25 protein-coding genes and 4 tRNA genes are annotated in these 22100 nt (G+C 66.1%); 12 read left to right on the top strand and 17 right to left on the bottom strand.

Annotated features, from left to right (window positions below; translation table 11 throughout):
* Positions 1–4: 4 nt before the first annotated feature.
* Positions 5–817 carry a competence/damage-inducible protein A gene (locus tag ACVN9Z_RS12485; RefSeq protein WP_020924969.1) on the top strand — a complete coding sequence of 271 codons (813 nt, stop codon included), beginning with the start codon at positions 5–7 and terminating at the stop codon, positions 815–817.
* 157 nt (positions 818–974) lie between these two features.
* The gene (locus tag ACVN9Z_RS12490; protein ID WP_006389020.1) at positions 975–1838 is read left to right on the top strand and encodes an IclR family transcriptional regulator; all 864 of its coding nucleotides are present in this window, start codon (positions 975–977) and stop codon (positions 1836–1838) included.
* 128 nt (positions 1839–1966) lie between these two features.
* On the opposite strand, the gene ACVN9Z_RS12495 is transcribed toward ACVN9Z_RS12490, so the two are convergent.
* A complete protein-coding gene (locus ACVN9Z_RS12495) occupies positions 1967–2944 on the bottom strand; it encodes a tripartite tricarboxylate transporter substrate binding protein BugD (RefSeq protein ID WP_006389021.1) in 978 nt (325 codons plus the stop codon).
* A gap of 383 nt (positions 2945–3327) precedes the next feature.
* Between ACVN9Z_RS12495 and phaP the strand changes: the two genes are divergently transcribed.
* Positions 3328–3906, top strand: coding sequence for a TIGR01841 family phasin (gene phaP, locus ACVN9Z_RS12500; RefSeq protein WP_006389022.1), 579 nt, complete (start codon positions 3328–3330; stop codon positions 3904–3906).
* Between the two features lie 145 nt (positions 3907–4051).
* Here the strand turns inward: phaP and ACVN9Z_RS12505 are convergent, their stop codons facing one another.
* The 5 genes from ACVN9Z_RS12505 to ACVN9Z_RS12525 all read right to left on the bottom strand — a co-directional run bounded on the left by ACVN9Z_RS12505 (position 4052) and on the right by ACVN9Z_RS12525 (position 8297).
* Complete coding sequence (locus ACVN9Z_RS12505; protein ID WP_173010793.1) at positions 4052–5092, bottom strand: quinone-dependent dihydroorotate dehydrogenase; 1041 nt, start codon at positions 5090–5092, stop codon at positions 4052–4054.
* Between the two features lie 45 nt (positions 5093–5137).
* A complete protein-coding gene (locus ACVN9Z_RS12510) occupies positions 5138–5893 on the bottom strand; it encodes an arginyltransferase (protein WP_020924968.1) in 756 nt (251 codons plus the stop codon).
* A 127-nt stretch (positions 5894–6020) separates the two neighbouring features.
* Positions 6021–6776 carry a leucyl/phenylalanyl-tRNA--protein transferase gene (aat, locus tag ACVN9Z_RS12515; RefSeq protein ID WP_006389025.1) on the bottom strand — a complete coding sequence of 252 codons (756 nt, stop codon included), beginning with the start codon at positions 6774–6776 and terminating at the stop codon, positions 6021–6023.
* Positions 6773–7354 (bottom strand): NUDIX hydrolase, encoded by a 582-nt coding sequence (locus ACVN9Z_RS12520; protein ID WP_006389026.1) that lies wholly within the window; start codon positions 7352–7354, stop codon positions 6773–6775. The genes aat and ACVN9Z_RS12520 overlap by 4 nt, the downstream gene beginning before the upstream one ends.
* Positions 7355–7364: 10 nt before the next feature.
* Positions 7365–8297, bottom strand: coding sequence for a LysR family transcriptional regulator (locus tag ACVN9Z_RS12525; RefSeq protein WP_020924967.1), 933 nt, complete (start codon positions 8295–8297; stop codon positions 7365–7367).
* A 123-nt stretch (positions 8298–8420) separates the two neighbouring features.
* On the opposite strand from ACVN9Z_RS12525, the gene ACVN9Z_RS12530 reads away from it, so the two are divergent.
* Together ACVN9Z_RS12530 and ACVN9Z_RS12535 are read left to right on the top strand one after the other, a co-directional pair.
* Positions 8421–8822: a DoxX family protein gene (locus ACVN9Z_RS12530; protein WP_006389028.1), complete on the top strand. Its 402-nt coding sequence runs from the start codon at positions 8421–8423 to the stop codon at positions 8820–8822.
* A 96-nt stretch (positions 8823–8918) separates the two neighbouring features.
* The gene (locus tag ACVN9Z_RS12535; protein WP_006389029.1) at positions 8919–9371 is read left to right on the top strand and encodes a nuclear transport factor 2 family protein; all 453 of its coding nucleotides are present in this window, start codon (positions 8919–8921) and stop codon (positions 9369–9371) included.
* Between the two features lie 42 nt (positions 9372–9413).
* On the opposite strand, the gene ACVN9Z_RS12540 is transcribed toward ACVN9Z_RS12535, so the two are convergent.
* The 5 genes from ACVN9Z_RS12540 to ACVN9Z_RS12560 form a co-directional block, all read right to left on the bottom strand.
* A complete protein-coding gene (locus ACVN9Z_RS12540; protein WP_006389030.1) occupies positions 9414–10004 on the bottom strand; it encodes a DUF2946 family protein in 591 nt (196 codons plus the stop codon).
* A 2-nt stretch (positions 10005–10006) separates the two neighbouring features.
* Positions 10007–10375 carry a hypothetical protein gene (locus ACVN9Z_RS12545; protein WP_006389031.1) on the bottom strand — a complete coding sequence of 123 codons (369 nt, stop codon included), beginning with the start codon at positions 10373–10375 and terminating at the stop codon, positions 10007–10009.
* Positions 10376–10443: 68 nt separating this feature from the next.
* Positions 10444–10517: transfer RNA gene (locus ACVN9Z_RS12550), tRNA-Cys, on the bottom strand.
* 54 nt (positions 10518–10571) lie between these two features.
* A tRNA-Gly gene (locus ACVN9Z_RS12555) sits at positions 10572–10647 on the bottom strand.
* Between the two features lie 484 nt (positions 10648–11131).
* A tRNA-Gly gene (locus ACVN9Z_RS12560) sits at positions 11132–11207 on the bottom strand.
* A 228-nt stretch (positions 11208–11435) separates the two neighbouring features.
* On the opposite strand from ACVN9Z_RS12560, the gene ACVN9Z_RS12565 reads away from it, so the two are divergent.
* Positions 11436–11915, top strand: a complete 480-nt coding sequence (locus tag ACVN9Z_RS12565; protein WP_006389032.1) for a carboxymuconolactone decarboxylase family protein — start codon at positions 11436–11438, stop codon at positions 11913–11915.
* Positions 11916–11965: 50 nt separating this feature from the next.
* Here the strand turns inward: ACVN9Z_RS12565 and pdxR are convergent, their stop codons facing one another.
* Entirely contained in the window at positions 11966–13378 is a 1413-nt protein-coding gene (pdxR, locus tag ACVN9Z_RS12570; RefSeq protein ID WP_458213428.1) for a MocR-like pyridoxine biosynthesis transcription factor PdxR, read from the bottom strand.
* 110 nt (positions 13379–13488) lie between these two features.
* Here pdxR and ACVN9Z_RS12575 point away from each other — a divergent pair, with 110 nt between their 5' ends.
* Together ACVN9Z_RS12575 and ACVN9Z_RS12580 are read left to right on the top strand one after the other, a co-directional pair.
* Positions 13489–13935, top strand: a complete 447-nt coding sequence (locus tag ACVN9Z_RS12575) for a GNAT family N-acetyltransferase (RefSeq protein ID WP_054447329.1) — start codon at positions 13489–13491, stop codon at positions 13933–13935.
* Positions 13932–14570 (top strand): FMN-dependent NADH-azoreductase, encoded by a 639-nt coding sequence (locus tag ACVN9Z_RS12580; protein ID WP_054504967.1) that lies wholly within the window; start codon positions 13932–13934, stop codon positions 14568–14570. Before ACVN9Z_RS12575 ends, ACVN9Z_RS12580 begins: the two co-directional genes overlap by 4 nt.
* Positions 14571–14821: 251 nt before the next feature.
* On the opposite strand, the gene ACVN9Z_RS12585 is transcribed toward ACVN9Z_RS12580, so the two are convergent.
* Positions 14822–14897 (bottom strand) — tRNA-Gly (locus ACVN9Z_RS12585).
* Between ACVN9Z_RS12585 and ACVN9Z_RS12590 the strand changes: the two genes are divergently transcribed.
* Entirely contained in the window at positions 14898–15182 is a 285-nt protein-coding gene (locus ACVN9Z_RS12590) for a hypothetical protein (RefSeq protein ID WP_149894858.1), read from the top strand. It abuts the tRNA gene before it with no gap.
* A gap of 36 nt (positions 15183–15218) precedes the next feature.
* The gene (gene murB, locus ACVN9Z_RS12595) at positions 15219–16256 is read left to right on the top strand and encodes a UDP-N-acetylmuramate dehydrogenase (protein WP_049055776.1); all 1038 of its coding nucleotides are present in this window, start codon (positions 15219–15221) and stop codon (positions 16254–16256) included.
* Between the two features lie 62 nt (positions 16257–16318).
* On the opposite strand, the gene dapB is transcribed toward murB, so the two are convergent.
* Together dapB and ACVN9Z_RS12605 are read right to left on the bottom strand one after the other, a co-directional pair.
* Positions 16319–17110 carry a 4-hydroxy-tetrahydrodipicolinate reductase gene (gene dapB, locus ACVN9Z_RS12600; protein ID WP_006389037.1) on the bottom strand — a complete coding sequence of 264 codons (792 nt, stop codon included), beginning with the start codon at positions 17108–17110 and terminating at the stop codon, positions 16319–16321.
* Positions 17111–17126: 16 nt separating this feature from the next.
* A complete protein-coding gene (locus tag ACVN9Z_RS12605) occupies positions 17127–17663 on the bottom strand; it encodes an outer membrane protein assembly factor BamE (RefSeq protein WP_054472875.1) in 537 nt (178 codons plus the stop codon).
* A 156-nt stretch (positions 17664–17819) separates the two neighbouring features.
* Here ACVN9Z_RS12605 and fur point away from each other — a divergent pair, with 156 nt between their 5' ends.
* Positions 17820–18239 (top strand): ferric iron uptake transcriptional regulator, encoded by a 420-nt coding sequence (fur, locus tag ACVN9Z_RS12610; RefSeq protein WP_006223539.1) that lies wholly within the window; start codon positions 17820–17822, stop codon positions 18237–18239.
* 140 nt (positions 18240–18379) lie between these two features.
* On the opposite strand, the gene recN is transcribed toward fur, so the two are convergent.
* Both recN and ACVN9Z_RS12620 read right to left on the bottom strand, forming a co-directional pair.
* Entirely contained in the window at positions 18380–20041 is a 1662-nt protein-coding gene (gene recN / locus ACVN9Z_RS12615; protein WP_458213429.1) for a DNA repair protein RecN, read from the bottom strand.
* Between the two features lie 13 nt (positions 20042–20054).
* On the bottom strand, positions 20055–20954 hold the full coding sequence (locus ACVN9Z_RS12620; RefSeq protein ID WP_020924910.1) for an NAD kinase: 900 nt from the start codon (positions 20952–20954) through the stop codon (positions 20055–20057).
* Between the two features lie 129 nt (positions 20955–21083).
* On the opposite strand from ACVN9Z_RS12620, the gene hrcA reads away from it, so the two are divergent.
* Positions 21084–22088, top strand: coding sequence for a heat-inducible transcriptional repressor HrcA (hrcA, locus tag ACVN9Z_RS12625; RefSeq protein WP_006389041.1), 1005 nt, complete (start codon positions 21084–21086; stop codon positions 22086–22088).
* The last annotated feature ends 12 nt before the right edge of the window (positions 22089–22100 follow it).

Genomic DNA, 22100 nt, shown 5'->3' on the forward strand with positions numbered 1-22100 from the left:
GGACATGGCAGCAGAACCCGCCTCCCGCCGCATCGGCCTCATCATCGTCGGTGACGAAATCCTTTCGGGCCGCCGGCAGGACAAACACTTTTCCAAGGTCGTGGAACTGCTCGGCGCGCGCGGCATGCAGTTGGGCTGGGCGGAATTCCTGCCGGACGACCGCGATACCCTGGTGGCGGCCTATCGGCGCAGCTTCGCCACCGGCGATGTGGTGTTCTCGTGCGGCGGCATCGGCGGGACGCCCGACGACCATACCCGCCAGGCCGCCGCCGCCGCGCTCGATCTGCCACTGGCCCTGCATCCCGAGGCCGAACAGGCCATCGCGCTGCGCACCGCCGAAATGGCGGCCAAGGGGCAGGGCACGGCCGACATGAGCGCGCCCGAAAACCAGCAGCGGCTGCAGATGGGCGTGTTCCCGGAGGGCTGCGAGATCGTGCCCAACCCCTACAACCGCATTCCGGGCTTTTTCATCCGTGACCACACCTTCGTGCCGGGCTTCCCGGTGATGGCGTGGCCGATGCTGGAATGGACGCTCGACACGCGCTATCGTGCGTTGCAACATACGCGCCGCCACGCCGAGCATTCCTTCCTGGTGTTCAGCATGCCGGAATCCCGCATCACGCCGGCCATGCAGATGGTGGAAACACGCTGGCCCGGCGTGCGCGCCTTCAGTCTGCCCAGCGTCGGCGAAGCCGGCGGCACGCCGCACATCGACCTGGGCGTGAAGGGCGAGCCCGAGGCGGCGGCCGAGGCATTGGCGTTTCTGCGAGCCGAAGTGTTGCGCCTGGGCGGCAAGCTGGCGCCGCCCGCGGCCTGAGGACAGATGCTGGCCGAATCGGGGAGTGTCCCCGATAGGCCGGCCAAAAAACGGTTGCCAAATGGCTCCGTAAATTTCACAATACGGGAAAGAACTGTTTGCTGCGTTGCCGCAAGTTTGGTCTTCCGGTGGCGCGGCGCGAGCCCTTTCCCCGCCTATGTCCCGCCCTTCCTCCACTCGCAACGCCCTGGATGCCGAAACCGACGGCGCCTCGGGCAGTCCCATCGCCATCCAGGTCATCGAGCGCGCCATGCGCCTGCTCGACGCGCTGGCCGCGCAGCCTGATCCCGTCACGCTCAAGGAACTGTCCGCGACCACCGGCCTGCACGCCTCCACCGCGCACCGCATCTTGAACGACCTGGTGGTGGGGCGCTACGTCGAGCGGGTGGACAACGGCCTGTATCAGCTGGGCATGCGTTTGCTTGAACTGGGCTCGCTGGTCAAGGGACGGCTCAACGTGCGCGAGGCGGCCATCGCCGCCATGCGATCGCTGCACAAGCTGACGGGGCAGACCGTCAACCTGTCGGTGCAGCAGGGCGACGAGATCGTCTATATCGACCGCGCCTGGAGCGAGCGTTCCGGCATGCAGGTGGTGCGCGCCATTGGCGGCCGGGCGCCGCTGCACCTGACCTCCACCGGCAAGCTGTTCCTGTCCACCGCCGACACCCGCCAGGTGCGCGCCTATGCGCTCCGTACCGGCCTGGCCGGCCACACCCGCAATAGCCTGACCGACCTGGAGCGCCTCGAACGCGAGCTGGCGCTGGTGCGCCGCCATGGCTATGCGCGCGACAACGAGGAACTGGAACTGGGCGTGCGTTGCATCGCCGCGGGCATTTTCGATGACACCGGCAAGCTGGTGGCCGGGCTGTCGATCTCGGCGCCGGCCGAACGCCTGCAGGACGACTGGATCAAGGCGCTGGTCGATACCGCCGCCAGCATTTCCGAGGCGCTGGGCTACGAGCCCTCGGTGTCCAGCGGCTTCAATGGCCTGGGCATGGCGGCCGAGGCGATGCGCACCTGATACGCCAGCCGCATCCCCAACGAAAAAGCCCCGCGGTTTCAGCAACCGAGGGGCTTTTTCACTGCCGGGGACAGGATGTCCACCAGGCGCGATAGGCAGCGCAGGCCCCGCCTGGCGGGACTCCAGGCTTACTGCTGTTCGACGCCGGCCTTCTTGAACAGCTCGGCCCATTGCGGGACCTGCTGCTTGACCTTGGCCTCCAGCGCCTGCGGGTTGGCTTCCTTGGTCAGCACCGTCGCGCCCAGTTGCTTCATGCGCTCCTGGAACTTGGGGTCGGCCAGGCCGGCCTGCAGGCTCTTGACCAGCTTGTCGACCACCGGCTTGGGCGTGCCCTTCGGCACCCACATGCCATGCCAGATACCCACTTCGAAACCCTTGAAGCCGGACTCGTCCATGGTGGGCAGCTTGGGCAGGGTGGGCACGCGCTGCAGGCTGGTGACGGCGTAGGCCTTGACCTTGCCGCCGTCGATCTGCTGCGTGGTGTTGGTGGTCTGGTCGCACAGCAGGTCCACCTGCTTGCCCAGCAGGTCGTTCATGGCCGGCGCCGTGCCCTTGTACGGGATGGTCAGCAGTTGCACGCCCAGGGCCTCGACCAGCATGGTGCCGCACAGGTGGCTGGCGGCGCCGATGCCGGCATTGGCCAGCGAGACCTTGTCCTTGTTCTTTTTGACGTAGTCGGCCAGTTCCTGGATGGTGTTGGGCGGGAAGTCCGAGCGCGCGATGATGGTCATCGGCACGTCGACCACCAGGCCGATGGGCTCGAAGCTCTTGTAGGGGTCGTACCCCGGATTCTTGTACAGCGAGGGCGCGGTCGAGAAGCCGGCGTGCATCAGCAGCACGGAATAGCCGTCCGGCTGCGAGCGGGCGACCTGCGTGGTGCCGATCGTGCCACCCGCGCCACCCTTGTTTTCGACCACGACAGTCTGGCCCAGGGATTGCCGCATGGCTTCAGCCAGCGAACGCGCGACGTTGTCCGTCGGGCCGCCAGCGGCGAAAGGCACCACCATGTTGATGGGGCGTTCCGGATATTCCGCGTGGGCGGCGCCGGCCGCGAGCATGGCGCTGGCCGCGAGCAGGGCCGAAAGCGTGCGGGGGATGAGGGTCATGAAGTCTCCAATTGCAGGGTTTTGCTTGCTGCGATGTGTTTTTGACCGCTGACTTATCGTTTGTGTTTGTCTGTCATCAGCGTGCAAGCAGTGTAGAAAAGAATTGATACGCCGTCATGTCCGGTATTTCCCGAATCATGGGAAATCCTTGTGCTGGATCAAATCGGCACCGGCGCCTGCACTGTTAATGTGCAAATAGTTGTTGCGTTGCACCAATATTGCTTGACAAGGTTTTTTTGGCCCGTAGAATGTCAATTGTGCAGTGCATCAAACGGGCCGGCGGTAGCTTGTAGTACCAGTTTCCGCGCACGTTCCTTATTTCGTCGCAGACACCATCCTTACCTGCCGGACAGCCTCCGGCTACCCCTAAAAGGAGCAATTCTATGAGCGCTATCCCGCAACAAGTCCTGGACCGTCAAAAAGCCAGCATCAACACTTTCGTGGCCGCCCAGTCGGCTGTGTTCGCCGGCTTCGAAAAGCTGGTCGAACTGAACCTGAAGGTCGTGCGCGCCACCCTGGACGAAGTCGCCCAGAAGTCGCAGCAAGCCGCCGACGTCAAGGATCCGCAGGAAGCCGCGGCGTTCGCCTCGGGCCTGCTGCAACCGGGCGCCGAAAAGGCCCTGGCCTACACCAAGCACGTGTATGACATCGTGGCCGGCGTGCAGGGCAACCTGGTCAAGCTGACCGAAGAACAGATCGCCGAAGGCCAGCAGCAGCTGACCGACGCCGTCGAGCAGTTCTCCAAGAACGCCCCCACGGGTTCGGAAAGCGCCGTCGCCCTGATCAAGTCCTCGCTGGCCACTGCCAACAGCGCCTACGATTCGCTGACCAAGGCCGCCAAGCAGGCCGCCGAAGTCGCCGAGTCGAACCTGAACGCCGCCGCCAACGCGACCTTCAAGGCCGCGACGGACGCCGCCGACGCCGCCACCAAGGTCGCCAGCCGCAGCCGCCGCAGCGCCTAAGTATTTGGCGCAGCGGTGCTGCGCAAATTGCAGTTATGTAGTACTGTTGAGTGACAGAGCAGAGCTGGAATTAGGGCCACCCCTCGGGGTGGCCTCTTTTTTTGCCTGTCGTCCGCTTGCCGTAGTTGGTGCGCAAGGCTGCCGTTCAGCGGCGGACGGCCCGCACGCACTCGCCCACCAGGGCGGGGCCGCGATAGATCAGTCCCGTATAGAGCTGCACGGCATCGGCGCCGGCCTGCATTTTCTCGCGTGCCTGCTGCCCCGACAGCACCCCGCCCACGCCGATGATCGCCAGGCTGTCGCCCAGGCGCTCCTTCAGGCGCCGGATCACCGCCAGCGACAGTTCATGCACCGGCGCGCCGGACAGGCCGCCCGCTTCCTCGGCGTGCGCCATGCCATTGACCGCGTCGCGCGACAGCGTGGTGTTGGTGGCGATGACGCCATCGATGCCGTGGCGGGGCAGGGTGTCGGCAATGGCGTCGATCTGCTCGACCGTCAGGTCGGGGGCGATTTTCACCGCCATCGGCACGCGCCGCTGGTGCTGGTCTTCAAGCGCGCGGCGCTTGTCCGCCAATTGCCCCAGCAACGCCGAGAGTTCGTCCCCGCCTTGCAGTGCCCGCAGGTTCTTGGTGTTGGGCGACGAAATGTTCACCGTCACGTAATCGGCATGCGGGTACACGCCCGCCAGCCCGATCAGGTAGTCGTCTGCCGCGCGCTCGATCGGCGTGTCGGCGTTCTTGCCGATGTTCAGGCCGAGGATACCGCCCTGCTTGCGCCATTGGCTGCGCTGCACGTTGGCCAGGAATGCGTCCAGGCCCTGGTTGTTGAACCCCAGGCGATTGATCAGCGCATTGGCGCGTGGCAGCCGGAACATGCGCGGCTTGGGATTGCCGGGTTGCGCGCGCGGGGTCACGGTGCCCACTTCGATGAAACCGAACCCCAGGTTGCCCAGGGCGTCGATATACGCGCCATTCTTGTCCAGGCCGGCCGCCAGTCCGATGGGGTTGGCCAGATGCATGCCCATCAGCGTGCATGGCGCCTCGGGCTGCGCATGCAGGAGCTTGCGCGTGGCGCCGCATTCATAGGCCCGTTGCAGCCCCGACAGGGTGACTTCGTGGGCGGTTTCCGCGTCCATGGCGAACAGCGCCGGGCGGGCCAGGGGATAGGCGTGGAAGAGGATCGACATGGAGCGGGATTGTAGAACGTCTTTGGGCGCGCCCGCCGCCGCGGGTCAGGCGGCGCGATCGTCGGCGCCGCCGGCCGGTGCCGGAGGCTCGCCCCAGGCGCCGTCGATCAGGTACTGGGCGGGATGGAAGCTTGCCTTGTAGGACATCTTGCGGCTGTCCTCGATCCAGTAGCCCAGGTAGAGCCAGGGCAGGTTGAGGGTGCGGCACTGCTCGATCTGCCACAGGATGCTGTAGGTGCCCAGGCTGCCGGGCACGTCGGGGTCGTAGAAGGTGTAGACGGACGACAGGCCGTCGTCCAGCACGTCGATGATCGACACCATCATCAGCACGCCGCCCGGGTCACGGAATTCGACCAGGCGGGTATTGACGCGGCTGGTCAGCAGGAACTGCGCGTACTGGGTGCGGCTGTCCTCGTCCATGCCGCCGCCTGGGTGGCGGCCTTGCTGGTAGCGGGTATAGAGACGGTAGTGTTCGGGCGACCAGGCCAGCTCCGCCACGAACGACTGCAGGTCGCGGTGGTCGCGCCAGGCCCGGCGCTGGCTCCGGTTTGGCGCGAAGCCGGCGGTATCGACCCGCACCGGCACACAGGCGTGACAGTTGTCGCAATGCGGGCGATAGGTGAACAGGCCGCTGCGGCGAAAGCCCTGCTCGACCAGTTGCGAATAAGTGCCGGCATTGATCAGGTGGCCGGGCGCGGCGACCTGCGACCGGGCCTGGCGTCCTGGCAGGTAGCTGCAAGGGTAGGGCGCGGTCGCGTAGAACTGCAGCGTGGAGAAAGGTAATTCTTTTAGCTGGCTCATTTGGAATCCCGGTGTCCGGCGCCAAGTCCGTGACGGGGACGACTACATAGTAACGCCTAACCCGCGATCCGATGTGGCCAGGGGACGCATGAACGCCGCGGCCAGGGCGGCGCCCGTCGTGCCGCGGCTAGCCTGCCGAGGCCGCGAACGGAATCAGCCGCCCGGTGCTGTCCAGCCTGCCGGGCGCCCAGGCGATGGCGGGCCGCGAGGTCGCCGCGCGGATGTGCGCCAGGAAGCGCGAGCGCGGGATCGGCCGGGCGCCCAGGCTGGCCAGGTGCCGTGTCTGCTGCTGGCAGTCGATCCACTGCACCCCCTGGGCGCTGACATAGCGCACCAGGTAGGCCAGCGCGATCTTGGAGGCGTTGGGCGCGCGCGTGAACATCGATTCGCCGAAGAACATGCGCCCCAGGCTGATACCGTACAAGCCGCCCGCCAGTTCGCCGTCGATCCAGGTTTCGACGCTATGGACGTAGCCGGCTTCGTGCCAGGCGCGGTATGCCTGGCGCATGGCGGCGGTGATCCAGGTGCCCGGCTGGCCCTCGCGGGGCGCGGCGCATTCGGCCATGACGGTGGCGAAGGCGGTGTCCACCCGTACCTCGATGCGCGGCGCGGCCTCGTGTTCGTGGCTGGCGACCTGGCGCAGCAGCTTGCGCAGCGAGTGCGAGGGGGCGAAGTCCTGGCAGGCCAGCACCATGCGCGGGTCGGGGCTCCACCAGAGGATCGGCTCGCCCTCGGAATACCACGGGAAAATGCCGTTGGAATAGGCCTGGACGAGGCGATCGATGGACAGGTCCGCGCCAGCCGCCAGCAGCCCGTCCGGATCCGTCAGGGCGAATTCGGCTGGCGGGAACGGCGTGTCTGCGGCGAGCCAGGGCAGCTTCAACGGTGCGATTCTAAGGTGTAGTGGTGAGGGCCGAACGTGCCGCGCTTGCGGTCCTCGAAGTAGCGTTGCAGCGTGGTCGCCACGGTGCGGAACGCCAGGTCGTCCCAGGGAATGTCGGCCTCGTCGTAGAAGCGGGCTTCCAGGCTCTCGGGGCCGGGATCCAGCTCGGGGCCGAGGACTTCGGCCAGGTAGAAGACGTGCACCTGTTCGATCTGCGGCACGTCGATGATGGTGTAGATGTCGCCCAGGCGGATACGGGCGCCGGATTCCTCCAGCGTTTCGCGGCCGGCGCCCTGCGCGGTGCTTTCGCCCAGTTCCATGAAGCCGGCCGGCAGCGTCCAGGTGTTGTAGCGCGGCTCGATCGCGCGGCGGCACAGCAGCACGCGGTTGTCCAGCACAGGCACCGTGCCGACCACCAGGCGCGGATTCTGGTAATGGATGGCGCCACAGTGGTCGCAGATGTCACGTTCGCGGTTGTCGCCCTCGGGCACCCGGCGGTTCACGGGCGAGCCGCATTGGCTGCAGAAATTCGCACGGCGCGGCGCGGGGAAATATTCGAGGGGCGATTTGGCGGTCATGGATACGATTCTAACGGCTGCGGCGCCGGCTGGCGCGCCGCGCGGGCGGAGTCGGCGCGTTGCCACCGAAGCGCGTTTCCAGGTGTTCGACGAAGGAACGCACCTTGGGCGACAGGAAGCGGCGATGGGGATAGGCCGCGTACATGGAAATCGGGGTGTGGACATAGTCCTGCAGCAGGGCGACGAGGCGGCCGGCGCGCACGTCATCGCCCACCAGGAATTCCGGTTGCAGGATCACGCCGTGCCCGGCCAGCGCCGCGGTGCGCAGCACGTCGCCGTTGTTGGCGCGCAAGGCCGCGTTGACCCGCACCAGGTGGCTGACGCCGTCCTTCTCGAAATGCCATTCGTTGCCGGTGCTGGCGTAGGCATAGTGCAGGCAGCGGTGCTGTTTCAGGTCTTCGGGGACGAGGGGCACGCCATGGCTTTCCAGGTAGGCCGGCGCGGCGCACACCAACAGTTGCTGCGGGGCCAGCGGCCGCGCCACCAGGGATGAATCCTGCAGCGGGCCGATGCGCACCGCGACGTCATAGCCGTCCTCGACCAGATCGACCACGCGGTCGTTCAGGTCCAGGTCGATCACCACGTCCGGATAGCGCAGCAGATATTCCGCGATGGCGGGGCCCAGGTGCAGGATGCCGAACGATACCGGGGCGCTGATGCGCAGGCGGCCGCTCGGAGCCTGGCCTTCGGCCTGCAGCGACAACTCCAGGTCGGTCACTTCGGCCAATATCGGCCGCACGCGCTCGTAGAAGGCGCGGCCGGCGTCGGTCATGCTGAGCTTGCGGGTGGTGCGATTGAGCAGGCGCACGCCGTACTTCTCTTCCAGGAAGGCGATCTGCCGGGTCACCACCGAGCGCGCCTGGCCCATCTTGTCGGCGGCCGCCGCGAAGGAGCCCAGTTCGACGACCCGGACATAGGTCTGCATGGCGGTATGGGTGTCCATGATTGTTTCCTAATGGGGAACAATAAGTTGCGATTTTGCATGTTTATCTTTGTTTTTGGAATCGCAAGAATAGCGGCCATCAAGAATCTTCCCGTCCTGGGCGATTCGCTCCCGGAGAATGCAATGATCGATACCCGTACCGCGCCGTATGCCGCGCTTTTGCTCCGCATCGCGCTGGGCGTGATGTTCCTGGCCCACGGCTTGACCAAGCTGCTGGTGTTCACGCTGCCGGGCACCGCGCAGTTCTTCGCCAAGATCGGGTTCGCCGGTTGGCTGGCCTATCCCGTGACCTTCTTTGAAATTGGCGCTGGCGCGCTGTTGATCCTCGGCGTGTGGCCGCGCTGGATCGCCGTGATCGCGGCGGTGCAGTTGTTTGTCGCGTCCAGCGTCCACTTCGGCAACGGCTGGGGTTTCGGCAACCCGGGCGGCGGCTGGGAATATCCGGTGTTCCTGGCCGTGGCTGCCGCGGTGCTGGCGCTGCTGGGCGACGGCAAGTTCGCGTTGCTCAAGAGCGGCCGCGGCTGATCGCCCCGCGCATCAAACTGTCTACTGGATTGGGCATCGTCCCCGGCGCGGCCGGCCCTAGAATGGGCCGGCCGCCTTGGCTTACCTGGAGATCCCATGTCACCCGTTATGCGAGTCCTTGCTGCCGTCCTGTTCGCGGCCGCCCTGTCGTCCACCGCCCAGGCCTCGCCCGAGCAGGAAGCCGCCAACAAGGCGGCCGTGCTGGCCTTCTACGAGAAGGGCCTGAACCAGAAGGACGCGGATGCCGCCTTGCGCTATCTGGGCGACCGCTACGTGCAGCACAACCCCAACGCCGCCGACGGGCCCGAGGGATTCCGCAAGTTCGTCGCCTTCTTGCGCGACAAGTACCCGCAGTCCAGAAGCGAGATCAAGCGTGTCTTCACCGATGGCGACTACGTGATCCTGCACGTGCACGCGGTGCGCGAGCCGGGCACGCGCGGCAACGCCATCATCGACATCTTCCGTCTCGAAAAGGGCAGGATCGTCGAGCACTGGGACGCGGTCCAGCCGATCCCCGAGCAGTCCGCCAATGGCAATGGCATGTTCTGAACGGCATGCGGCGCGGCGCGCGGCCGCAGTGGGGGGTGAGATTCAGGCGGTGGGATTTGCCTGGAAGCCGAGCACCAGCGGCACGTCGGCGCGCTCGACCTGCCGCAATGGCGCGGCGGGATAGGCGCCGGGCAGCGTGACGGGCAAGGGATGCGAGCCCGCCAGCGATTCCACGGCGTCCAGCAATGGCACGCCGTCGGACGTGGTCAAACGGTCCATCAGCGCGGGCAGATCGCGGTCCAGCACGATGCCGGGCCCTTGCGGCGCCATGGCATACAACTGTCCGGCGTCATCGAGCCACCAGGCGGTGATGGTATCGACCGGTGCGTCGGTATGCGTGACCAGGCTGCCGCCATCATCGCCCAGGCGCAGCACGTATGGCGCCGCGTCCAGCCGCACGAACACGCGTTGCGGCCCGTTCTGGAAATACCAGCGGCCATCGTTGTCGCGTTCGTAATTGCGGTTGATGAATCCCAGGATCTGCGGGTTGGTGATCGATTCGCCCGCGCCGCCTTGCGCGGCCTGTCCCTGGGGATGCAGACGCCAGCGGCCGCGCGCGTCCAGCGACAGCCAGCCGAATACCGCCGGCACGTCGGGCCAGCGGGCAATGGCGTCTTTCACCAAGGGGTCCATGGTCAGGGGCGAATGATGATGGGGGGCGGGTTGATGACGATGGCGGGCGCCGGCATCGCCGGCACCAGAACCGGCTGGGGCGCGTAGCCATAGCGGTAGTCGTCGCGGCATTTACGCTTTTCGCGATAGTCGCCGTTGCGTTTCCATTTGCGCTCGACTTCGCAGGCGCCATCCCAATATTTCTCTTTATACTCGCCGCGGCCATGCCCATGTCCATGGCGATGGTGATGGCGATCGGAATCCGCTTCGGCGGCCAGCGGCGCCAGCGTCATCAAGGCGGCGGTGGACAATGCCAACAACGTAGGGGAGGGGCGGCGGGATTTTTGATTGTTGAGCATGGGAGCGTCGTCAAATGAAAACGGCGTCACCATAGCAATCAATCGATTGACCGGGCGTAGGGATGGGTAACGAGATGCAGGGGGGATTGCAGGGAAGGTACTGGAGGCGCAAGCCGGAATCGAACCGACGTACACGGATTTGCAATCCGCTGCATAACCACTCTGCCATTGCGCCAGTACTGCAAGAAAAAAGGAAGCTCGGTATAGGCCGGTGCTTCCTTTTTGTATTTGGAGCGGGAGACGAGTCTCGAACTCGCGACCTCAACCTTGGCAAGGTTGCGCTCTACCAACTGAGCTACTCCCGCGGGGGCACTGCGTTCTGGTGTGTTGCCAGTATGTTGCCGGTATTGCTGCCGACACATCGACACGTTCTGAAAGAGCCCGTGTCCACCAAAGACAGCGATTATACACAGTTTTTAGGACTTGTGCGGGCTCGGCGTTGTTCTATCGGAAAAAGCCGCCGCGGCATCGCGCGCGTTGCCGGCGAGCAAGTCTCGCTCGCGCATGGCGCGTCCATTGCCGCTCGTGGCTCGCCTCGTCTATCGCGGTCCACCCATTGCGGTTCGATCCTTGCGCATGTCGAATCGGCAGCCGCGCGACCAAGAGTTGCCGCTACGACGCGATGTTGCGGCGGGCATTGGTTTGGGGGCATTGCCTGGGAGCGCTGCGGGGGAGGGGGGACGGTGAGGGGGGGGCTGCTGAGCGGACCCGATTGTGGTCCAGGCGGCTTTGGCGATCCCGGCGGTGGGGTCCAATGATGGGGTGGCATTCAGCCAACGACGCATCGACTGGAGCGGGAGACGAGTCTCGAACTCGCGACCTCAACCTTGGCAAGGTTGCGCTCTACCAACTGAGCTACTCCCGCGCGGGCACTGCTTTGAAGAGGCGTGAGTATACAGGATTTTCACATGTGGTCAACGAAGGCAGGGCGCGGCCTTCGGAGAGCGCGTGGCATGGAGCCGCCGCGGTCGGGTCGCCGCATGGCCCAGGCCGAATGACGTTTCTTGGCGCTTTCTTCGCCTTGGCGACTGGCCGCAATATGCAGCCATGCGGCGATGTCGTCCGCAGGTCATCCCACCAAGGTGTTTCTGAAATGAGCCAGCGTCTGAATTACTTCCAGGTTTCCGCCGAACTGTCCAAGCACTACCTTGACTTCAGCGCCTCGCTGAAAAAGAAGGCGGTGATCAAGGAGTTCAACGACCTGGTGACCATTCGCGCCTCGCAGATCAACGGCTGCGGTTTCTGCCTGGACATGCACATCAAGCAGGCCAGGATAGCCGGCGAGCGCGAGTTGCGCCTGCACCATATCGCCATCTGGCGCGAATCCCCGCTGTTCAGCGCGCGAGAAAGAGCGGCGCTGGAATGGACCGAGGCCTTGACGGTGCTGCACCCGCATGGCGTGTCCGACGCGGTGTACGAGCAAGTGCGTGCCCAACTGTCCGAAGAGGAAATCTCGGATCTGACTTTCCTGGTCGTGGGCATCAACGGCTGGAACCGCTTGAATGTCGCTTTCCGCACCGTACCGGGCTCTGCGGATGTCGCCTTCGGCCTGGACAAGGCCGGCCTGGATTGAACCCGCGGCAATGCCCGCGCCGCTCCTTCCGGGGCGGCAGGCCGGGCGCGCTACATCAGTTCGAGTATGCGCCGGCCGAGTCGCTCGGCGCGGTCCTGCGACTCGATGTTGGTGAAGCTCATCAGCAGGCCCGAACCGCATGACGCGGCGGTAGCCCAGCGCGACAGCGCGTGCGCGTAGAGGCCATTGCTGAGCATGCGCCGCGCCAGTTCGCGGTCGGTATGGCACCCCTTCATGCGAACCAGCAGGTGCATGCCGCCCGGCTGTGGATCGATCGGCATGCCAGGGCCGAAAACCTTGGCCAGGCCCGCCGCCGTGGCATTGCGCCGTTCCGCGTAGAGCCTGCGCATGCGCTGGATGTGGCGGGCAAAATGTCCCTCCGTCATGAAGGCGCTGACCAGCGCCTGGGTCAGCCCGGGAATGCCGTTGCCCAGCACCCGGTTGACGATCTCGAAGCGCTGCACGAGCGCCGCGGGCGCCACCAGGTAAGCCAGGCGTATGCCGGGGAACATCACTTTGCTGAAAGTGCCTGCGTAAAGCACGCGGCCGTGGCGATCCAGGCTCTTGAGCGCCGGCAGCGGCCGGCTGACATAGCGGTACTCGCCGTCGTAATCATCCTCCACGATCCAGCGCTGGTGGCGCTCGGCCCAATCCAGCAATGCCTGGCGCCGGGTCAAGGACAACGTTACGCTCAGCGGGCTCTGGTGCGCCGGTGTGACGATCGCGGCGCGCGCCTGGGGAGCCAGGGCGATGCCTTGCGACACGATGACGCCTTCGCTGTCGACCTCCACGGGCGCGAACGTCAGGCCCGAGTGCTTAAGCAGTTCGCGCGTGGGCGGATAGCCGGGGTCTTCCACCCAGACCTGGTCGCCTGGTTGCAGCAGCGCCTGGATCACCAGGTTGAGGCTCTCGCGATAACCCGATGTGATGAATACTTGGTCCGGGGTGCAATGGATGCCGCGCGCGACCTGCAGGTGGGCGGCGATGGCGGTGCGCAATGCGGGCAAGCCGTCGGCGGGCGGGTAGGACAGGTCGGCCGCCTGCGTGGCGCGCAGGTGCCGGGCGCCGAGCCGCGCCCAGATCTTGCGCGGAAAGGCATCCAGCGCGGGCAGTCCCATCTGGAACGGCAGCGGTTCCGGCGGCTGGCGCCAGGTGTCGGGGTCCGGCCGCGCGGGCGGCGGCGACGGTCTGGCCGCCGGTTGGGCCTGCAGGCCGGGGGTGACCACGGTGCCGGCCTGGCCGCGCGGCTGCACGTAGCCTTCCGCGTGCAGCAGCGAGTAGGCCATTTCGATCGTGCCGCGCGCCACTCCCAGGTCCTTGGCGAGCGCGCGCGCCGAGGGGATCCGGTCGCCCGGCTTGAGCGTGCCCTGGGTGATCGCGCCCCGGAAGCGTTCATAGACCTGGCGGTACAACGGCTCGCCGCTGGTCGCGGGCGGCAGGCTGGCAAGAGGCGGGGGCATCATGGCCTAGTTGAAAGATCAATTTATGGTTCTTCAAATTATGGCATGGCTTCCCTAGCATGGTGTCTGTTCCCGCCGTCGCGGCGGGAGGCTTCATTTAGGACAGGACCGTCATGAGTCATCAGGAAATCCGTCACATCGAAACCGCCGGGGAGCTGCGCGCCTGCTTCCCGGTGATGCGGGAGTTGCGCCCGCACCTGGCCGGCGAGGCCGATTTCGCCGATCGCGTCGCGCGCATGCGCGGCGAGAACTACGCCTTGCTGGCGGTGTGGGAGGAGGGCGTACCCGTGGCGCTGGCCGGCTACCGCTTTCAGGAAAACCTGATCTACGGGCGCTTTCTCTATGTGGACGATCTGGTCGTCACCGAGCGCAGTCGCGGGGCGCGCCATGGCGCCAGCCTGTTGCAAGCGCTGGAGCGCATGGCCCGCGAGGCCGGTTGTGCCAAGCTGGTGCTGGATACCGGCCTGGGCAACGCATTGGCGCAGCGCTTCTACTTCCGGCAGGGGCTGCTGACCGGCGCGATGCGCTTCAGCAAGGTCCTGGGGGAGCAAGCGGCATGAGCGTCCTGCGTTTGACTTGCAGCCCGCGCGGCGCGGATTCCGAAAGCCATCGGTTGTCGCAGTTCATTGTCGATGGCCTGGCGCGGGTCGACGCCGAGCGTGGCCACGACCTGGTCGAGCTCGACGCCAACCGGTTGCCGCATGTGGATGCCGAATACGCCTGGGCGCTGGGCTCATCCCGCGATCCGGACGGCGATCCATCGGGATCGTTGCATCAGTCCGACCGCTTGATCCGGTCCCTGGCCGATGCCGACTACGTCGTCATCGCCACGCCGATGCACAACTACACCGTGCCGTCGGCATTGAAGGTGTGGATCGATCATGTGGTGCGGGTGCGCAGCACATTCAGTGTGACGCGCGAAGGCAAGGTTGGCATCCTCGTGGACAGGCCGGTGTTCGTGGCGGTGTCCTCGGGAGGGCTGTTTTCCGGGCCCGACGCGCGCCAGCCTGATTTCCTGACGCCCTACCTGAAGGCGGCGCTGGCCACCATCGGCCTGAAGCGGCTGGCATTCTTCTCGGTGGAAGGCACCGCGATGGGAGGGCAGGCCCTGGAGGCGGCCCGCTTGCGAGCCCAGGCGGATATCGCCGCGCATTTCGCGGCGTCCCCGTTCCGGGCCGACCTGCTATCTGCCTAGGGTTCCATCCACACGTCTTCGTGGCCTCGGGGCGTCGATGATGAATCGCGCGCCGGGGCGACGGGCGCAGGTCGTCGACGCCTCCAGGCAGCAGCGCGGCCAGGTGCGCGGCCGATGATCCAGCCGATGGTGTCCGCGCGCGATCGAACGGCAGCGAGGAAGAGAGAGTGTGAGGGTGGTCGTGGAAATGAAAAAAGGGCCCGCAGGCCCTTTTTCATCATGCGCAGTGTGAAGACGCTGCGCAAAAAATCTGGAGCGGGAGACGAGTCTCGAACTCGCGACCTCAACCTTGGCAAGGTTGCGCTCTACCAACTGAGCTACTCCCGCATGGGCTTGCATGTCCGGCGCCGTGGCGCACTTTTCAGTGGCGCCGCCGGCCTTTCAGCCTGCAAACCATTTCTTATTGCCAACCGCTTTCGCGATTGCCTGATCAACTTGGTTATCGATCAGAAGGCGCGCATTCTACATGATTTTTTTCGATCGTGCTTGCCGTCGCTAATTTCAGGCGCATGTTTCATCGCTTGTTTGCCAGGGCCAGCGGATCGCTTCAAGCGCTTTAAGCTTTACGCCGCCGGGGTTGAATCGGCTGGCAAGCTCAATCAAGTAATATGAGCGAAGACAGAAAATATAGCATACCCAATAGTATCCATGTCAAATCCCTCCGCTACGGCGCCCGTGTTGACCGCTGCGCCGCAGGATCTTTCCGGGCTCAATACCCTCGGCCTGGTGTCCATGGCCCAGGCCTGCGTGACGCTGGACGATGTCGCGCAATTGCCGTCCTTGTCCGAGTTGGCCGCGGGCCATGCCTCGTTGCTGGTGCTGGGCGGCGGCAGCAATCTGGTGCTGCCCGAGGCCGTGCCCGGCCTGGTGGCGCGGGTGGCGTTGCGCGGTGTGCGCCTGCTGCGGGCGGAGCCCGATGCCTGGCTGGTGGAGGCCGCCGGCGGTGAAACCTGGCATGGCTTCGTCGCCGAGTGCGTCCGGCAGGGCTGGGACGGTCTGGAAAACCTGGCCCTGATCCCGGGCACCGTGGGCGCGGCGCCGGTGCAGAACATCGGTGCCTATGGCGTCGAGCTGGCCGACCGCTTCCACAGTTTGACGGCCTGGGATGTGCGCGCGGGCCGCTACGTGGAGATGACCGCCGCCGACTGCCGCTTCGCCTATCGCGACAGCGTGTTCAAGCATGAGCCGCCCGGCGGCTGGGTCATCGTGGCGGTGCGCTTGCGCCTGCCGCGGCCGTGGCGTCCGGTGCTGGCATATCCCGACTTGCAGCGTCATCCGGGCCTGGTCGCGGGGGAACCGACCGCGCGCGCCATCTTCGATGCGGTCTGCGAGATCCGGCGCGCCAAGTTGCCGGATCCCGCCGTTACGGGCAATGCCGGCAGCTTTTTCAAGAATCCCATCGTCGCGGCCGCGCAGCGTGATGCGCTGCTCGAGCGTTTCCCAGGGCTGGTTTCCTATGCGCAACCGGACGGGCGTTTCAAGCTTGCCGCGGGCTGGTTGATCGATCAATGCGGCTGGAAAGGACGCCAGCTGGGCGCCGCCGGCGTGCATGATCGGCAAGCGCTGGTGCTGGTGAATCGCGGCGGCGCCACGGCGGCCGACATCATGGCGCTGGCGCGTGCGATCCAGGACGCGGTCATGGATCGCTATGGCGTGGCGCTGGAACCCGAACCCGTGGTCGTGTGAAGCCGCCGGCACACAAATGAAAAAGGACCCGTGCGGGTCCTTTTTCATGGTGGCGGCCGGGCTCAGAGCCCCAGCACCGCCTGCATGTCGTACAGGCCGTTGTGCTTGCCTTCCAGGAAGCGCGCCGCGCGCAGCGCGCCTTCGGCGTAGGTGGCGCGGCTGGCCGAGCGGTGCGTGATCTCGATGCGTTCGCCGATGCCGCAGAATGACACGGTGTGGTCGCCGACGATGTCGCCGCCGCGCAGCACCGAGAAACCGATGGTGCCCGGCTTGCGCACGCCGGTGTCGCCGTGGCGGCTCCACGTGGCCACGTCGGGCAGGGCGACGTCCCAGGCCGAGGCGATGGTCTCGCCCATCTTGAGCGCGGTGCCCGAGGGGGCGTCGACTTTGTTGCGGTGGTGGGCCTCGAAGACCTCGACGTCATAGCCCGAATTCAGGATGCGGGCGGCCATGTCCAGCAGCTTGAGCGTGGCGTTCACGCCCACGCTCATGTTGGGCGCGAACACGATGGCGGTTTTCTGCGCGGCCACTTCGATGGCGGCGCGGCCGTTGTCGTCGAAGCCGGTGGTGCCGATGACGGCCTTCACGCCCAGCCTGGCGCAGGCCTGCAGGTGTTCCAGCGTGCCCTCGGGGCGGGTGAAATCGATCAGGCAGTCGGCGTTGGCCAGGGCGGCCAGGTCATCGGTGATGGCGACGCCGGTCTGCTGGCCCAGCGGGGCGCCCGCGTCCTGGCCCAGCGACGGCGAACCCTGGCGGTCGAGCGCGACCGCCAGTTGCAGGCCGTCGGCCTTCAGGACGGCGTCGATCAGCATCTGGCCCATACGGCCGCTGGCGCCGGCGATAGCAATACGCATGAAGAAAATCCTTGGGTTAGCGCAGCGGCTCGGGCGCGTTGCCGGGCTGGCCGGGGTATTGGTTCATCGGGCTGGTGGGGGCGGCGGCGTCGCGCTTCTTCTGTTCTTCTTCCTGCTTGAGCCGGGCCTCGTCCTCGCTCAGGCGCTTGTCGGCCTTTTCGTCGGCGGCGGCGCTGGGCGTGTTGATCTGGTAAGGCTGCAGGTCGGGCTGCTTGTCGCCTTCCCAGCGGGTCAGCCGGTCATTCTCGAACCAGACCGTGAACTTGCGTTCCTGGGGCTCACCGTAGCCGGGCTTGTAGTAGTAAGGGTAGTCCCAGCGATTGGCGTGCAGCACGCTGGTCAGCGTGGGACTGCCCAGCGCGAAGCGCACCTGCTCGCGCGTCATGCCCGGCTGCAACAGCGCGACCTGTTCCTGGGTGATCCAGTTGCCTTGCTGGACACCGGCCTTGTAGGGGAAGCCCCACTTGTCCCCCGTGCAGCCGGCGAGGGCGACGGCCAGGGCGGCGATGGCCAAACCGGTCTTGAGCGAGCGGGAAGGAATTCGTGCAATCATGGACACTACGCGCCCCTATTATTTGGAAGCAGACAAAACCGTTATCATAAAGGTTTCATAAGGATAGTTCTGCGGGGCGGCAGGAATTCTGGGGAGCCGGCTCGCGGTTACCGAGTATCCTTGCCCATGCCAACGCGGACGGAGAGCGATTACACCATGAGCGACCAAAGCGAACTGAAAAACATGGGTTTGAAGGCGACTTTCCCGCGCCTGAAAATTCTTGATATCTTCCGTAAGTCGGACCAGCGCCACCTCAGCGCCGAGGACGTCTACCGTGCCCTGATCGGCGAAAACGTCGAAATCGGCCTGGCCACCGTCTATCGCGTCCTGACCCAGTTCGAACAGGCCGGCATCCTTGCCCGCAGCCAGTTCGACAGCGGCAAGGCCGTGTTCGAACTGAACGACGGCGATCACCACGACCACCTGATCTGCACGAACTGCGGCAAGGTGGTTGAATTCTCCGACCCGGACATCGAAAAGCGCCAGCAAAAGATCGCCAAGGACAACGGCTTCGCGCTGGAAAGCCACGCCATGGTGCTGTACGGCATCTGCGGCAGCTGCCTGAAAGGCCGCTGAGCTTTTTCGCGTCGGACCTGACCGCGGCCGCGCTCGCCGCGAGTCAGTGAAAGCAAAAGCCCCTTCTCCAAGAAGGGGCTTTTTTTATTCCCGGACCGAGTCCGGCTTGGGGAATGGGGATCGCCCGGGCCTGAACCGCCTCAGGCCGGTGCGCGGCCAAAGCCTGCCAGCATTTCGCGGGCGTGCTCGCGGGTGGTGGCGGTGAGCTTGATGCCGCCCAGCATGCGGGCGATTTCCTCGACCCGGGCGCCGTCGTCCAGCTCTTCGATGCGCGAGCGGGTGGTGCCGCGCGATTCGGTCTTGCTGACCAGGAACTGGTTGTTGCCGCAGGCAGCGACTTGCGGCAGGTGGGTGACGCACAGCACTTGGTGGCGCTCGCCCAGTTCGCGCAGCAGCTTGCCGACGGCTTCCGCCACGGCGCCGCCGACTCCGCTGTCGACTTCGTCGAAGATCAGCGTGGGCACGCGCGCGGCGCGGCTGGCGATGACCGACAGCGCCAGCGAGATGCGCGACAGTTCTCCGCCGGACGCGACCTTGGCCAACGGCCGCGGCGTGGTGCCGGCGTGGCCGACCACCAGGAATTCGACGTGTTCATTACCGTGGGCCGACGGCGCGGAGGCGGCCAGCGTGGGTTCGAACTTGCCACCCTGCATGGCCAGTGTCTGCATCGCCTGGGTGACCTGCTTGCCGAGATCCTTGGCGACCTTGCGGCGCGCCGTGGTGAGCTTGGCGGCGGCGGCGTCGTACTGCGCCTGCGCCGCCTGCGCCTGGGCGCGCAGCGCGTCGATGTCGGCGGCGGCCTGCAGGGCCGAGAGCTCGGCATGCAGGCTGTCGCGCAAGGCGCATAGCGCCTCGGGTTCGGTGCGGAACTTGCGCGCCGTCTCGAACACCGCGCTCAGGCGCGCCTCGACGTCGGCCAGCCGGCGCGGATCGAGATCGACGCGGCTGACATAGTTGTTCAGGTCGGACACGGCTTCGCTGATGGCGATGCGGGCCGATTCGAGTTCGTCGTAGATGCCCTGCAGGCCGGTGTCGTGCCGCAGCATCTGCTGGATGCGCTGGTTGGCCACGGTCAGCCGGTGGTGGGCGGAGTCGCCTTCGCCATCGAGTGCGTCCAGGATCTGCGTGGCGCCGTCCAGCAGCGACTGCGAATGCGACAGGCGGGTGTGCTCGGATTGCAGGGCGTCCCATTCGTCCGGCGCAAGGCCGAGACGGTCGAGCTCATCTACCTGCCACTGCAAGCGTTCGCGTTCCGCCGCCAGGCCCGCGGCGTCTTTTTCGGCCAGCTCCAGCTGCCGCGCCAGCGCGCGCCATTGCTTCCAGGCCTGGGCTACCTCCTGGCGCAGCTCGCCGTGGCCGCCATGCGCGTCCAGCAGGTCGCGCTGGGCTTCCGGGCGCATCAGGCTCTGGTGCGCATGCTGGCCGTGGATGTCGACCAGGCTGTCGCCCAGTTCGCGCAATTGCGCCACCGTGGCGGGCGTGCCGTTGATGTAGGCGCGGCTGCGGCCCTGCGCGTCGATCACGCGGCGCAGCGCCAGTTCGTCGTCGGCGTCGATCTCGCGTTCGGCCAGCCAGGCGCGCAGCGCCGGCGGCGTGTCGAAGACGGCGGTGATGTCGGCGCGGGCGGCGCCTTCGCGCAGCACGCTGACGTCGCCGCGCTCGCCCAGAGCCAGCGCCAGCGCGTCGATGAGGATGGATTTGCCCGCCCCGGTCTCGCCGGAGAAGACGGTGAAGCCGGGACCGAAATGGATCTCGGTCTGCTCGACGATGACGAAGTCGCGGATGTGCAGGGTGCGCAGCATGTCGGGGCGCTTACTACTCTACGTTGTCGGTGGCCTGCGGCATCAGGTTCCAGTGCAGCTTGCGGCGCAGGGTGGAAAAGAAGCTGTAGCCTTCCGGATGCACGAAGCGGATGGTGTAGGGCGCGCGCTGCACCACGATACGGTCGCCGGGCTGCAGGTCGGACCAGGTCTGCATGTCGAAATGCACGCTGGCCCCGACTTCGACGCGGCCCATGGCGGTGAGTGTCATGTTCAGCACGCCGCTGTCGGGAATGACGATGGGGCGGTTGGACAGGGTCTGCGGCGCCACCGGCACCAGCACCATGGCGTTCATGCCGGGGTGCAGGATCGGGCCGTTGGCCGACAGCGCATAGGCGGTCGAGCCGGTGGGCGTGGCGATGATCAGGCCGTCGGCGCGTTGCGTGTACATGAAGGCGCCGTCGAGTTCGACGCGCACCTCGATCATGCCGCCGCGCCCGGCGCGGTTCAGCACCACGTCGTTCAGGGCCGAGGCCGCGTACATCTGCTGGTCGCCGCGCCACGCGCTGCCTTCGAGCAGCATGCGCTCTTCGATCTGGAAGTTGCCCTCCAGCACGCGCGTCAGCGCGCCGTGCGCGTCCTGCACGGGAATGTCGGTGATGAAACCCAGGTGGCCGTGGTTGATGCCGACCACCGGCACGCCGTAGGGCGCGAGGTGGCGCGCGGCGCCCAGCACCGTGCCGTCGCCGCCCATGACCACCGCCAGCGACGCATCCTTGCCGATCTCTTCGTAAGTGGCGACCGGGTATTCCGTGAGGCCGGTGTTGCGGGCCGTGTCGGCATCGACGAGCACCTGCCGCCCGGCCTGCGTGAGCGCGTGCGCGAGCGCCCTTAGCGGAGTGGCCAGGCCGGTGTCCTGGTATCTGCCGATCAGCGCGACGGTAGGAAAGTGCATGGTGGCGAGGCGAATCAGAAAAACGAAATCGGTCCGGAATCGGGCCTGTTAGCCGATTATATGGGGCCGCATATCGGCTTGCGGGACAAAAATCGCCTTAATTGGAAAAGATTCCCTAAAATACCCGCTATGGATGACCGCGCACGCGCATTACTGAAAGCGTTGATCGAACGCTACATCGCCGATGGGCAACCAGTCGGCTCGCGGACGCTATCGAAGGTTTTCGATCTGTCGCCCGCGACCATCCGCAACGTCATGGCGGACCTGGAAGAACTGGGCCTGATCCACAGTCCGCACACGTCCGCGGGGCGCATTCCCACGCCCCGTGGCTACCGCATGTTCGTCGATTCGCTGCTGGCGGTGCAGTCCTACCAGCTCGAACCCCACAACATGGGCGACATGCTGGCGGCGGCCGAACCCACCCGCGCGGTCAACGCCGCCGCGGCGCTGCTGTCGAACCTGACCCAGTTCGCCGGCGTGGTGCTGACTCCCAAGCGGGCCCAGGTCTTTCGCCAGATCGAATTCATCCGCCTGTCCGACAAGCGCGTGCTGCTGATCATCGTCACGCCCGACGGCGACGTGCAGAACCGCATCCTGTTCGTGCAGCGCGACTACGCCGAGGCCGAACTGCTGGAGGCGGGCAATTTCTTCAACGTCCATTTCGCCGGCAAGTCCTTCGACGCGGTGCGGCGCACCCTCTCGACCGAACTGGCGCAGTTGCGCGAAGACATCTCCCGGCTGATGCAGGCGGCGGTCGAGGCCAGCGCCGAAGCGGCCGAGGATGGCGACGCCGTGGTCATCTCGGGCGAGCGCAAGCTGCTCGACGTCACCGACATCGCGTCCGACATGGACCGCCTGCGCAAGATGTTCTCGCTGTTCGAGAAAAAGACCGACCTGCTGCAGCTGCTCGACGTGTCGAGCCGGGCGCAGGGGGTGCAGATCTACATCGGCGGCGATTCCCAGCTGGTGCCGATGGAAGAGGTCTCGGTCATCACCGCGCCCTACGGCGTGGACGGCAAGGTGGTCGGCACGCTCGGCGTGATCGGCCCGACCCGCATGGCCTACGAGCGCGTCATCCCGATCGTGGACATCACGGCGCGCCTGCTGTCCAACGCCCTCAGCCACAACCAGTAGTCCCACCCGAAC

The sequence above is a fragment of the Achromobacter sp. KK8 genome, from assembly GCF_054188005.1.

Excerpts from the sequence above, each read along its gene's own strand:
- ACVN9Z_RS12530 (WP_006389028.1), top strand. The coding sequence starts at position 8,421 with ATGATCGATACCCGTACCGCGCCGTATGCCGCGCTTTTGCTCCGCATC.
- ACVN9Z_RS12510 (WP_020924968.1), bottom strand. The coding sequence starts at position 5,893 with ATGAGCCAGCTAAAAGAATTACCTTTCTCCACGCTGCAGTTCTACGCG.
- ACVN9Z_RS12525 (WP_020924967.1), bottom strand. The coding sequence starts at position 8,297 with ATGGACACCCATACCGCCATGCAGACCTATGTCCGGGTCGTCGAACTG.
- ACVN9Z_RS12540 (WP_006389030.1), bottom strand. The coding sequence starts at position 10,004 with ATGGACCCCTTGGTGAAAGACGCCATTGCCCGCTGGCCCGACGTGCCG.
- ACVN9Z_RS12590 (WP_149894858.1), top strand. The coding sequence starts at position 14,898 with ATGGGCTTGCATGTCCGGCGCCGTGGCGCACTTTTCAGTGGCGCCGCC.
- ACVN9Z_RS12495 (WP_006389021.1), bottom strand. The coding sequence starts at position 2,944 with ATGACCCTCATCCCCCGCACGCTTTCGGCCCTGCTCGCGGCCAGCGCC.
- ACVN9Z_RS12620 (WP_020924910.1), bottom strand. The coding sequence starts at position 20,954 with ATGCACTTTCCTACCGTCGCGCTGATCGGCAGATACCAGGACACCGGC.
- ACVN9Z_RS12535 (WP_006389029.1), top strand. The coding sequence starts at position 8,919 with ATGTCACCCGTTATGCGAGTCCTTGCTGCCGTCCTGTTCGCGGCCGCC.
- dapB (WP_006389037.1), bottom strand. The coding sequence starts at position 17,110 with ATGCGTATTGCTATCGCCGGCGCCAGCGGCCGTATGGGCCAGATGCTG.
- recN (WP_458213429.1), bottom strand. The coding sequence starts at position 20,041 with ATGCTGCGCACCCTGCACATCCGCGACTTCGTCATCGTCGAGCAGACC.
- phaP (WP_006389022.1), top strand. The coding sequence starts at position 3,328 with ATGAGCGCTATCCCGCAACAAGTCCTGGACCGTCAAAAAGCCAGCATC.
- ACVN9Z_RS12575 (WP_054447329.1), top strand. The coding sequence starts at position 13,489 with ATGAGTCATCAGGAAATCCGTCACATCGAAACCGCCGGGGAGCTGCGC.
- hrcA (WP_006389041.1), top strand. The coding sequence starts at position 21,084 with ATGGATGACCGCGCACGCGCATTACTGAAAGCGTTGATCGAACGCTAC.
- ACVN9Z_RS12545 (WP_006389031.1), bottom strand. The coding sequence starts at position 10,375 with ATGGTGACGCCGTTTTCATTTGACGACGCTCCCATGCTCAACAATCAA.
- fur (WP_006223539.1), top strand. The coding sequence starts at position 17,820 with ATGAGCGACCAAAGCGAACTGAAAAACATGGGTTTGAAGGCGACTTTC.
- ACVN9Z_RS12505 (WP_173010793.1), bottom strand. The coding sequence starts at position 5,092 with ATGTCGATCCTCTTCCACGCCTATCCCCTGGCCCGCCCGGCGCTGTTC.
- murB (WP_049055776.1), top strand. The coding sequence starts at position 15,219 with ATGTCAAATCCCTCCGCTACGGCGCCCGTGTTGACCGCTGCGCCGCAG.
- ACVN9Z_RS12580 (WP_054504967.1), top strand. The coding sequence starts at position 13,932 with ATGAGCGTCCTGCGTTTGACTTGCAGCCCGCGCGGCGCGGATTCCGAA.
- ACVN9Z_RS12485 (WP_020924969.1), top strand. The coding sequence starts at position 5 with ATGGCAGCAGAACCCGCCTCCCGCCGCATCGGCCTCATCATCGTCGGT.
- ACVN9Z_RS12520 (WP_006389026.1), bottom strand. The coding sequence starts at position 7,354 with ATGACCGCCAAATCGCCCCTCGAATATTTCCCCGCGCCGCGCCGTGCG.
- pdxR (WP_458213428.1), bottom strand. The coding sequence starts at position 13,378 with ATGATGCCCCCGCCTCTTGCCAGCCTGCCGCCCGCGACCAGCGGCGAG.
- ACVN9Z_RS12605 (WP_054472875.1), bottom strand. The coding sequence starts at position 17,663 with ATGATTGCACGAATTCCTTCCCGCTCGCTCAAGACCGGTTTGGCCATC.
- ACVN9Z_RS12490 (WP_006389020.1), top strand. The coding sequence starts at position 975 with ATGTCCCGCCCTTCCTCCACTCGCAACGCCCTGGATGCCGAAACCGAC.
- ACVN9Z_RS12565 (WP_006389032.1), top strand. The coding sequence starts at position 11,436 with ATGAGCCAGCGTCTGAATTACTTCCAGGTTTCCGCCGAACTGTCCAAG.